The following is an 11,060-nucleotide window of genomic DNA, read 5'->3' on the forward strand; positions in this document are numbered from 1 at the left end:
TCCATGAAGATAATTCAACATCATTTATTGATAAATTAATTATTATAATTGGTGGACATCATGAAAGCCAGAATATTTGATACTACTCTCCGTGATGGTGAACAAACCCCTGGAATATCTTTAACTCCAGATGAAAAACTCTTGATAGCCAGAAAATTGGATGAATTAGGTGTAAATGTTATCGAAGCAGGTTCAGCTATCACATCCGAAGGAGAAAGGAATGGTATTAAAAAAATAACCTCAGAAGGTCTTTCTGCCGAGTTATGTAGTTTTACCAGGGCTGTTCAGTTAGATATTGATGCTGCTCTGGAATGCGATGTGGACAGCATCCATTTGGTGGTTCCCACCTCCGACTTGCACTTGGAACACAAGCTGCGCAAATCACGAGAACAAGTAAAAAGAATGGCTGTTGAATCAACACAATATGCTGTGGATCATGGTCTTCTAGTTGAAATATCATCAGAAGATGCAACCCGCAGTGACATGGAATTTATGAAAGAGATTTTTCAAGCAGGCATAGATGCCGGTGCAAAACGCATATGTGCTTGTGATACAGTGGGTATACTCACTCCAGAACGTTCATTTGATTTTTACAGTCAATTAATGGATTTGAATGTTCCTTTAAGTGTGCATTGTCACAATGATTTTGGTTTAGCTGTAGCAAACTCTCTTGCAGGCCTTAGGGCAGGGGCAACCCAAGCCCATGTTACAGTCAATGGAATTGGAGAAAGGGCAGGGAACGCATCATTAGAAGAATTGGTTGTTTCATTATATTCCCTTTATAATGTTCAGACTCAAATTAATATTCAAATGTTATATGAAGTTTCTAAAATGGTTGCCAGGATAACAGGGATGTATTTACAACCAAACAAGGCTATAGTTGGGGAAAACGCCTTTGCCCATGAGTCAGGAATACATGCCGATGGAGTAATGAAAAAGGCGGAAACTTATGAACCAATAATGCCTGAACTCGTTGGTCATAAGCGTCGTTTTGTTATGGGTAAACATGTGGGTTCTCATATCATCAAACAAAGGATTAATGAGATGGGGTTCCGAGTTGATGATGAAAGATTCTCCCAAATATTTAACAGAATCAAATCATTGGGGGACATGGGAAAATGTGTTACAGATGTGGACTTGCAAGCTATAGCTGAAGATGTTATGGGGGTTATGTCCGAAAAACCAGTAGAACTTCAAGAATTAACCATAGTATCTGGAAATAAGGTAACACCAACTGCTTCAGTAAAACTTAAAATCGGAGATGTTGAAAAATTGGAGGCAGGCGTGGGAGTAGGACCAGTGGATGCTGCAATAGTAGCAATCACAAAAACAATAGAAGACCTTGCAAATATCGAATTTGAAGAATACCACGTGGATGCAATAACTGGTGGAACCGATGCCCTTATTGATGTGGTTATCAAACTTAAACATGATGGTAAAGTGGTGAGCGCTAGGAGCACACAACCAGATATTATAAATGCGAGTGTAGAGGCATTTTTAGGTGGAATTAACAAAATACTCACTGATAAGAAGGTTAATGAGTCTAAAAATGTTTAAGTGTGTTTTTTTTTTAAAAAATAGAAAAATTTATACCTTTCACAAATTTTTATTATATGGATTATTATTGGCAAAACCCTTGAATGGTATTTAAAACAACATTTGGCTAAAATTTTGCGTTTAATAGTTCTAAGGATTTACTATAGATCTTTAATTTAGATGGGTGATAAGATAATGAGTCAATTCAACATAATTGATCATAATATTCAAATCGCAGGATTTGACGCCGAAATAAATAATTTGACAGAATTAATGGACTTAATAAAGATTATCAGTGCCGGAAATCAATGTGAAGGTTGTGTAATTCAGTTGTTAAAATCTGATGGAATAGCTGGTGAAAAACATGTGTTACAAGCTATTTCACAAGCTTTGATGGCTTTTAATAGAAATAATAATATGGCTCAGGATTTGGGACTAGAAATATGTGTTAGGGCATCAGCTCAAAGACAAATATCACGTGCTCTTAAGATTTTAGGAATAAAAGAAGGCAAAATAGGTATATGTGCTGTAGCTGTGGATTGTGATGAAAACATTATGTATGAATTAGGTAAGATTTTGGGTGAAAAAAACAATAAAATGTTAAATGCCAATGTTGATGTATTGAAAAAATTGTATAACATTTCCGATGAGGAAATAAAAAGTGCAGGGAATGTTGAAAGAGTTCTAATTGAGAGAACTGCACTGTTAAATCTTGAAATTTGATTTCTTTTATTATCCTTAATTTATTTTCGGTTTTTCTATTTTAGCTATGGCATCTGCAGCACTAATTCGTACATGAGGGTCTTCATCTTGCAGCGCAGATTTTAAAGATTCAAGTGCTTTTTTATCCCCAATTTCTCCCAAGGCTTCTGCAGCTTTTTCTCGAACAATGGAGTTACCTTCATTAAGTGCTTTAATTAATGGATTTACAGCGGGTTTTTTAAATTTACCCAGTGATAATGCTGTTTTCCATCTGACGGCAGCGCTTTTATCATCTAAATTTGCAATCAGTGGTTCGATAGCTCTTAAATCTCTTATTTCTCCCAACGCCCACGCAGCCCTGGTTCTCACACTCTCATTATCATCTTTCAATGCTTCGATAAGGGGTAAAACTGATGGTTCCTTGATTTTTTCCAAGGCCTCTGAAGCCCTCCATTGGACACTGGAATTTTCATCCTTCAAAGTCTTAATCAGTGGAGCAACAGCCCTCGGATCTCTAATTTCACCCAAAACTTCAACTGCACGATGTCTAATATCAGGATCAGGTTCATTCAAGGCTTCAATCAATATTTCCACAGCTTTTTCTTGACCAATTTTTTCAATAGCCTCTTCCAAGCGTTCTTGCGATTTTTTGGCCCTCAAAACTTTATCTTTTCTGGGTATTGTTTTGATTTTAGCATTGGCTTTTATCTTATCAAGAGAAACAATTGCTGTTTTTTGAACATCATCATCTTCATCAAAGAGCATATCTTCTAAATAGGGTATGAAATCTTCATCATCAATTCTACCCATTATTTGGACGGTTTTTTCCCTCACATGAGGATCTCCATCATACAAACAGTCTAGAACAATTTCAAAAGATATTTCATCCATTTTAAATAGTGAATTCAAGCTACACTTACGTACTTGCCAGCTTTCATCATCAAGAGCTTTTTTCAAGTGTTTAGTTGATCGAGGATCACCGATCTCCCCAAGAGCATCAGCTGCACTATGTCTCACTTCTCTATTACGATCTTTAAGAGCGATAATAAGTGAAGAAGCAGATTCAAAGCTTCCAATTTTTCCAAGGGCTTCGGCTGCCCTCCATCTCATATCATCATTTTCATCATCTTCTAAAACTGAGGTTAAATATTTTACAGCATTTCCTCCTCCAATTTCCCCTAAGGCATAGATTGCAATTTCCTGAAAATCACTTCCCTCATATTGGATTTTTTCAATAATAATATTTGCCGCTCGTTTATCCCCAATTTCACCCAATGAATACACGGCCATATTACGCACAGATTCGTCTTCATCTTCTAGAGCGCCTAAAATATCATAAATTGCAGATTTATCTTCCAAATCTCCTAAAGCTTCAATTGCCCGGTATCTTATCAAGCTATTAGGATGATAAATTGATTTAATCAACTTTTTTATATTTTTGTCATGTTTATAATTTGCCACGTCTTCTTCAGTGATTTTAAAGATTGACATTATAAGATCCTCTAAAATTATAATACAAAATTGTCAAAATTAAGAAATAAACTTATCTATTTTCACTTACAAATCAATAATACTCATTAAAATGAGAGTATGCTCAAGAGCATTAATCATGAGATTTTTACATAAAATCAGAAATGATCTTATTAGTTATTTCTGCTATTTTTCTCAGATTTTCATTTTTCAAACTTTTTATTTCCAAGTTTTTTATTTCCAAACACACTGCTGGTTGTTTTATCCGGTCATAACGTGGACAAGTACTAATCATCCCACCACCATTTACAGGAATTTTTTTTCTCAATTCACGTGCCATCGGTTTAGGGTTTTTTGAAGGTATGGTTACATTTATTCCACGATATTCCTCAAATAAAACCGTTTTAATCTCTTTTTTCAAAAAATTACATGCTTGTAATGTTTTAGAAAGAGTATCTGGTGCTTCTTTAATGGCTTCAACCAAACCTGCGCATATAACAGGGTTTGGGCGTAAAGTTTTTAGAATAAAATTAGAATTATCAAGCATGTTTGGATCATTGGTGGAAATAAATCCTCCACTGCCCAAATTGATGATTTTTGGTGATCCAGTAGATGCCACTATTATATGGGCATGATCACCGCAAGCCAAACTTCTCTGGGGATCACCAATAGAACCTGAAGCATCCTCCACCAAAATCACCCCTCTCTCATCACACAATTCAAATATTTCTTTAACTGGTTGTTCTGCCATATAACCTGCAAAACTAGTTATAAATAGTGAATGAGGTGTTTTAAGTTTAATATTATCATCTAAAACTTCTAAATTGATAATTCCATGATTTGTGGGAAGGTATGATATTTTCAGACCTAAAAAATCGGCAATTTTTTTAAATCCAGTCCAACCACCCTGATCTGGTAATAAAACGGGTCCTTTAATGTTGTTCATTGCGATCATTATAGCTGAATTTCCACTATTAACTACCCGGGCATGTTCATGGCAAGTAAGGTCTTTTAAACTCTCTTCAGCATTCCGATTATGATTTGTTTCTATTTCTCGATTCCCAAGATCTAAAGATGCCTGACACATAGCTTCCCTGGCATTTTTGGTGGGTTTTTTAAAAAAAAAGTCCATATTATCACGATTTTTAATAATTTAGTCATTTATTAAAATTTACTTAAAAAAATTATCAAGAGTGGTCTGTCTTGATTTAAGGAGGTCCTGTAATAGATCACTGGTTTTGATAAAACTATCTATTGGAAGTTTCAAACGAGTATCAATGTAGGCCAAAGCTGATTTCATATCCTCAAATTCGTGATAAGGCTGTTCCATGGCATGTCTAATGTTTTCTCGGACGTTAAAAACGCCCAGTGGCACATATCCGGAATAAGCCTCTCTGAGAACAACAACTCCTGCCTGAATTTTTTGACGAGCTAAAGCTTCCAGAACTGCCATTTTACAAGTGTAATAGCATCCTCCAACCACTGAATATTCTTTTTTTCCATTATAATTTTCATAATCGGAGAAAATGAGTTTTTCCTTTCCTAAAACATGTAAAAATGCTTCCATCCATTCGTATTGCCAAGGCGTGGGAAGTATAAGCACAGCATAATAATTATTAAGACTACTAAACTCGTATACTCGATGGACATCCACTAAATCGTAGTGTTTTACTTCTTTAAGTAACTGGTTAGCTATGGTGGTGTCACAAGCAGTGATAGACCAACGGGTTGGCACAAGGCGTCTTCTTTTATCCACACCCATTGTACCAACAGAAAAAGCCTTCTGCATATGGGAAAATGGCACATCTTTTTGGTGAAGATCCATTAGCGCGTCCTGAGCTTTAAGATCAGTGTCATAATACACTTTCTCCAGTTCACGGTCCCATCTAACGTTATCAATTTCAAACTTCTCTAATATGGCACTAGGCCCATGAGGGGCTTGATATTCACTGAATGAAACTCCTCTTGGTTTTTTCCAGAATTCTGCTTCACTGTCAATGGAACTTGATGCCAATGAGATTTCTTGGAGTTTTTCCACCATCCGGTTATCCAGTTCAGTTACTCCCAACATATTTTTTCCCCTAACCAAGCTCATCCTGTAAGTAATTATATCTTCCTGGTTTTTTTCTCCAGGGATCCATGCCTCTGGAGTGTCCATTATGGTGGTGTCTCCAGATACAGTGGAGATCATGGGACCTGCATAAACCTTTGGATAGTTCCAACTACCAATGAATACTGATGGTGGTGTGCTCCCTTCCAACTCTTTACCCACATCGATTGAAGGTATTTGAAATTTAGAGGTCAATTTTTTCAGGTAAGTTTTCTTACCCATCATATTATCAGATTAGTCCTGTTTTTAAAAAGATTTTAGCAGAGCAGATGAGAAGTAATATATCTTTAATCTATTCACAATTGATTGGGTTGTATTTCTATTTTAACCAAGTTTAGGGAAGCTGAGTTCATGCAGTAGCGTAAACCAGTGGGAGGTGGGCCATCATCAAAAACATGGCCTAAGTGTGCATTGCAACGGGCGCAAAGTACTTCAGTTCGTACCATGAATAGGCTTCGGTCAGTTTTGGTTGCAATATTCTCTTCTGCAACCGGAGCCCAGAAACTGGGCCAGCCAGTACCAGAATCAAATTTGGTTTTGGATTCGAAAAGATCAGTTCCACAGCAAACACATTGGTAAATCCCATCCTCATGACAGTCATGATATTTACCAGTAAATGCAGGTTCAGTTTCATTTTTTCTTGTAATTTGATATGATTCAGGGGATAAAAACGATTTCCAATATTCATCAGATTTTACAATTTTTTCAACCATTTTTATGCTATTTGAATTGGAGAAATATATCGGGATCAAACCATTTTTATCTTTTTCATCTTCCATGTTTGACACCATTCACATTTACAATTTTAAGGATTTAAATTACCCTTGCTTACTTATCATATTAATTTTTTAATTTGGTGGACTTATGTTTTTAGGCAATTTATACATTCACCCACTAAAAAAAAACTATTATGAAATAAAGATTTTTAAGTAGATCATAAAATGGAAATAAATCTTGAAAAATAAGTTATAATAAATACTAATATTAAGAATTAGGTGGGGAAAATAATATTTTTTAAAAAAAGGGCTTTTGATTATGAATCCTAAAACTGTAAAAAGAATGAACAGGGAGAAAAGAGGTCAGATTTCATCAGAAGAGCTAAATGTTTATCGTGGGTTTGCAACCCATGAATTAATTGAAATGCTCAATAATTCTAATCCACAAAAAAGAACAATATCCGCCAGCATATTAGGGGAAAAACAAGACGTTGATGCCATAATTCCCCTTTGCACGGCGTTTAAACGGGAAAAAGCATTATATTCTAGGATGGCAATTTCTGAAGCGTTATCACAAATAGGTGTTCCTGCAATTAGTCCATTATTAGATCTTCTTGGTGAAATTGGAAAAAATCAGGAAACTGAACTTCCCCAGAAATATTTCAACAAAAAAAGTTACCCCTTAGTAAGGGATCTGGCTGCCAGAACACTGGTAAAAATTGGAAAACCAGCAACCCCATACCTTATTGAAGTAATAGAAAATGGAACAGATTATAAAGCCCAGCAAGCCATTGACGCAATCGGGGGAATCGCCGCCAAAACAGGAGATAAAAGAGGTCTAGAGGCACTTTTAAATGTGATGGAAAGAAATTTTGATAATAAGGGTAATAAAATTACTTTATGGAAAACAATAAGGGCTTTAAGCGGATTTAAAAATAGTCAGGAAGCTGCTGATTCATTATTAAATATAATCAGAAGTGATTATGATTCTCCAATTATATGGGAAGCATTGAGGAGCTTGGGTAATTTAAACGTTACAACTCCTGAGACAATTAACTTAATCGTGAGTTTCACTAATAATAAGAATCCAGAAATAAGAAAATCAGCTCAAAAAGCGTTAATAAGTCTGGATAATCTATAATGAACCTCATAATCCTAAAATCATGAACATTTTTTCATCGCATAAAAAATATTTTACCTAGAATTTAAGGGAGGAATATGAGATCAATTAACACAATATCCTTGTTTATTTTCGATATGGATGGACTAATGTTTGACACTACAAATTTGGCAATTTACAGTTGGATCAAGGCAGGAAACACGTATGGTATCCCTATTTCAGAATCAATTGTAATAAAATCAATTGGATTGGATATCCATGGTGCAAAAAAAGTATTTAAAAAAAATTTGGGCAAAAATTTCCCATATCATGAAATTAGAAGTTTAAGATTAAAATATGCCCAGGATTTTATAGAAAAAAATGGAATTCCTGTTAAAAAAGGCCTTTACGAATTAATTGAATTTTTAGACCAAAAACCAGTCTTAAAAGCAGTGGCCACCTCCACCGAAAGGGAAAGGACAGAACAGTTCTTGCTTTCTGCGGGAGTCAAAGAAAAGTTTGATTTAATAGTATGTGGGGATGATGTTTCTAAAGGCAAACCCGAACCTGACATATTTATAACAGTCTCGGAGAAATTGAATTGTAAAAGCAACGAATCTGTGGTATTGGAAGACTCAGCTAATGGTATTCTTGCAGCTTCAAGAGCTAATATGATACCTTTTCTGGTTTTTGATGTAAAAAAACCAGATGAAAATATTGAGAAATTAGCCGAAAAAACCTTTAACTCACTTGTGGAGGTACGCGATTTTTTGCAGAAAATAGATTTCTAATAATTTTTCCCATAATGATAACAATCTCTAAGTTTTCACTTTTTTTGTCCAATATAATAAAATCCATTAGAAACATGGCTATTCATTGTTTTAAAAACAGTTTTTTCCAATAATAATTTTTTATAATTCTTAGTCAATTTCAATACATCTTCAATAGTGTGATGTCTCAAAACCAACCCTTCAGGAAGTTCAAACACGCCATAAATCCCATATTTATCCTCATATTTAGCATAACGTTTAAGATTCCTAGTATCATAATTTAACAGAAAATCACTGATATAGATTATTCCATTTTTTTTCAAAACTCTAGAAATTTCATTTATTAAAATTTCCTGTTCTATATCAGTTACATTACTGGTTAACACTCCAATAAGAAGCACAACATCAAATTCATTATCCGTAAAGGGTAATTTCTCCCCATTATTTTTTACAAACTTTAAGTAGGGATATAATCTCATTCCTCTTTCTAGCATCGCCTCTGAGAAGTCAACACCCGTTAAATTTTTAAAACCATTATTATGGAGTTCATTTAAAATCCTACCATAACCACAGCCAACATCAAGGATATTCATCTCTTTTTTAACATGTTTTTTAATTGCTTCTAGAAAAAATGGTGTGGGGAATTCTTTTTCATCTGCTAATTCATCCCAATATTTTACCTGATCTTGAATAGGCTTCATCATTTCCTCTGTTTATATAAATCGCTATATTTAATTTAAACTTTTTATAATAAAATATTTCATTAAAAAAAATATGATGTTTCTTCAACAGTTAATAACTTCTATTTTCCTTTTCTCATATCCGGGGGACATGATTTCAAGTAAAGTGTTTAAACCATGCATAATTCCTTTACCTGAATTTGCCTCAGTTGGAAGTATTGGAACCTTTGAATGATGACAATTTAATGGTGCATTGTTTAAATCCTGTTTGTTTGCAAATATCACAAAAGGAATTTTTTTCCCCTCTACAATTTTCATCATTTCTTCACATGTGGTTGTAATCCCCTGAGTGTTATCAATTAATATTATAGCGCCGTCTATGTTCGGGGATAATAAGTTTTCGCACGACTTTAATTGTTCTGCCCCAGTTGGGCAAAAAATCTCCAGTTTTTCATTGTAAATAGTAATTTTTCCATAAATCACAGAATCATTTTCCACTAAACTGTGGCACAAATGTTTCAGGGCAGTTTTTTTACCAGAACCAGAGTTTCCCCACATTAAAATCTTTTTAATTTCCATAAATATCTCCCCCCCCAATTGTTTTTAATAAAATCCTCCTTCTTTTATCTAATAATAATTATTTTCACAAATGAATATATCAAAACAGATAGGATAGTGCTTGAAATCACATCATTTATATTATGTGTTGTGGCTTGCAATGTTGGTTATTGGCCAAAAAATGAATTTTGTTAATTAACGCAAAATGGTGGGGTAAAATCAAAAATGAAATAATATAAAAATATTGATTGGCGTTTATTTTGGTTAAATCCTCTAAAAGGGGAAAGAAGTTAAAAAAAAAATTATGCAAATTCAATGGTACTAGGTGGTTTGTCACTCACTGACAAGGCCACATGGGTCACTTCAGGAATCTCTGCAGTAACTCTTTTTGATATTGTTTTCACCAGTTCCCATGGCAGTTTAGGCACATCTGCAGTCATGGCATCAAGAGACTCTACCATTCTAATAACAATTAAATACCCATAATCTCGCATATCCCCTTTCACTCCGGTGACCTTAGTATTAGTAAGAACCGCAAAATACTGCCATAAAGTTTTATCCAAACCCACCTTTTCAACTTCTTCTTCAACTATTGCATTGGTTTTTCTACATATCTCAATTTTTTGTCGGGTTATTTTCCCAACAATACGCACGGCCAAACCTGGGCCAGGATATGGCTGTCGGTTTACTATCCCATCCGGGAGGCCCATTTCACGTCCAAGAATTCTAACTTCGTCCTTATAAAGTTCTCTTATAGGTTCCACAATTTCCAGGACCATTCCGTGAGGAAGAGCTAAATTATGATGTGATTTAATGTTTCCATCACTTTCAATCCAGTCCGGAGCAATTGTACCTTGCACTAAGTAATCAGCACCAATCTTCTCAGCTTCTCTTTCAAAAACTCGTATGAAAACTTCCCCGATGATTTTTCGTTTCTCTTCAGGGTCTTCGACACCTTCTAGTTCATCCAAAAATTCATTACTTGCATCAACATACTTTAAATTCAGTCGGTTTTGGAAAGTTTCTTTGACATAATCTGCTTCCCCTTCACGGAGTAGGCCATGGTTTACAAAAACAGCTGTTAAATTATTTCCAATAGCATTAGAAACCAATACTGATGACACTGAACTGTCAACACCTCCAGAAAGGGCGATTATTGCTTTTTTGTCACCTATGGTTTTTTTGATTTTGTCTATAGATTCTTTAATGAAAGAAGATGGATCTAGCATGTTTATCACCTTAAATTTTGATAATAAAGTTTTATTTTTTTATTTAAATTGGATTATAATAGGTAATATTTTTTTTTAGCTTCAGTTGATTTAAATTGCATAAAACATATCAACTAAATTATTTTTTAATTTATATTTCTATATTTGCAATGATTTATAAAAATCCGCACATATGATAGTAATTAATTAA

The 11,060-nt window shown here is 34.5% G+C and carries 11 protein-coding genes; 4 read left to right on the plus strand and 7 right to left on the minus strand.

The features are described 5' to 3' along the window. Nucleotides 1-60: 60 nt before the first annotated feature. Both GXZ72_07345 and GXZ72_07350 read left to right on the plus strand, forming a co-directional pair. Nucleotides 61-1,557, plus strand: a complete 1,497-nt coding sequence (locus GXZ72_07345) for a 2-isopropylmalate synthase (protein ID HHT19358.1) — start codon at nt 61-63, stop codon at nt 1,555-1,557. Between the two features lie 174 nt (nt 1,558-1,731). Further along, the gene (locus GXZ72_07350) at nt 1,732-2,259 is read left to right on the plus strand and encodes a hypothetical protein (protein HHT19359.1); all 528 of its coding nucleotides are present in this window, start codon (nt 1,732-1,734) and stop codon (nt 2,257-2,259) included. A gap of 15 nt (nt 2,260-2,274) precedes the next feature. Here GXZ72_07350 and GXZ72_07355 read toward each other — a convergent pair whose 3' ends face one another. From GXZ72_07355 to msrB, 4 genes are all read right to left on the minus strand, one after another. After that, the gene (locus GXZ72_07355) at nt 2,275-3,729 is read right to left on the minus strand and encodes a HEAT repeat domain-containing protein (GenBank protein ID HHT19360.1); all 1,455 of its coding nucleotides are present in this window, start codon (nt 3,727-3,729) and stop codon (nt 2,275-2,277) included. A gap of 127 nt (nt 3,730-3,856) precedes the next feature. Then, entirely contained in the window at nt 3,857-4,840 is a 984-nt protein-coding gene (locus GXZ72_07360; GenBank protein ID HHT19361.1) for a DegT/DnrJ/EryC1/StrS aminotransferase family protein, read from the minus strand. A 39-nt stretch (nt 4,841-4,879) separates the two neighbouring features. Beyond that, nucleotides 4,880-6,043: a hypothetical protein gene (locus GXZ72_07365; GenBank protein HHT19362.1), complete on the minus strand. Its 1,164-nt coding sequence runs from the start codon at nt 6,041-6,043 to the stop codon at nt 4,880-4,882. 71 nt (nt 6,044-6,114) lie between these two features. Then, on the minus strand, nt 6,115-6,531 hold the full coding sequence (msrB, locus tag GXZ72_07370; GenBank protein HHT19363.1) for a peptide-methionine (R)-S-oxide reductase MsrB: 417 nt from the start codon (nt 6,529-6,531) through the stop codon (nt 6,115-6,117). Nucleotides 6,532-6,853: 322 nt separating this feature from the next. Between msrB and GXZ72_07375 the strand changes: the two genes are divergently transcribed. After that, entirely contained in the window at nt 6,854-7,675 is an 822-nt protein-coding gene (locus tag GXZ72_07375) for a HEAT repeat domain-containing protein (GenBank protein ID HHT19364.1), read from the plus strand. 77 nt (nt 7,676-7,752) lie between these two features. Next, the gene (locus GXZ72_07380; protein HHT19365.1) at nt 7,753-8,424 is read left to right on the plus strand and encodes an HAD family phosphatase; all 672 of its coding nucleotides are present in this window, start codon (nt 7,753-7,755) and stop codon (nt 8,422-8,424) included. Nucleotides 8,425-8,459: 35 nt separating this feature from the next. On the opposite strand, the gene GXZ72_07385 is transcribed toward GXZ72_07380, so the two are convergent. From GXZ72_07385 to guaA, 3 genes are all read right to left on the minus strand, one after another. Beyond that, complete coding sequence (locus tag GXZ72_07385; protein ID HHT19366.1) at nt 8,460-9,107, minus strand: class I SAM-dependent methyltransferase; 648 nt, start codon at nt 9,105-9,107, stop codon at nt 8,460-8,462. Between the two features lie 81 nt (nt 9,108-9,188). After that, a complete protein-coding gene (locus tag GXZ72_07390) occupies nt 9,189-9,662 on the minus strand; it encodes a GTPase (protein HHT19367.1) in 474 nt (157 codons plus the stop codon). A gap of 281 nt (nt 9,663-9,943) precedes the next feature. Beyond that, the gene (gene guaA / locus GXZ72_07395; GenBank protein ID HHT19368.1) at nt 9,944-10,870 is read right to left on the minus strand and encodes a glutamine-hydrolyzing GMP synthase subunit GuaA; all 927 of its coding nucleotides are present in this window, start codon (nt 10,868-10,870) and stop codon (nt 9,944-9,946) included. Between the last annotated feature and the right edge of the window lie 190 nt (nt 10,871-11,060).

The organism is Methanobacterium sp., assembly GCA_012838205.1.
Classification (GTDB): domain Archaea; phylum Methanobacteriota; class Methanobacteria; order Methanobacteriales; family Methanobacteriaceae; genus Methanobacterium.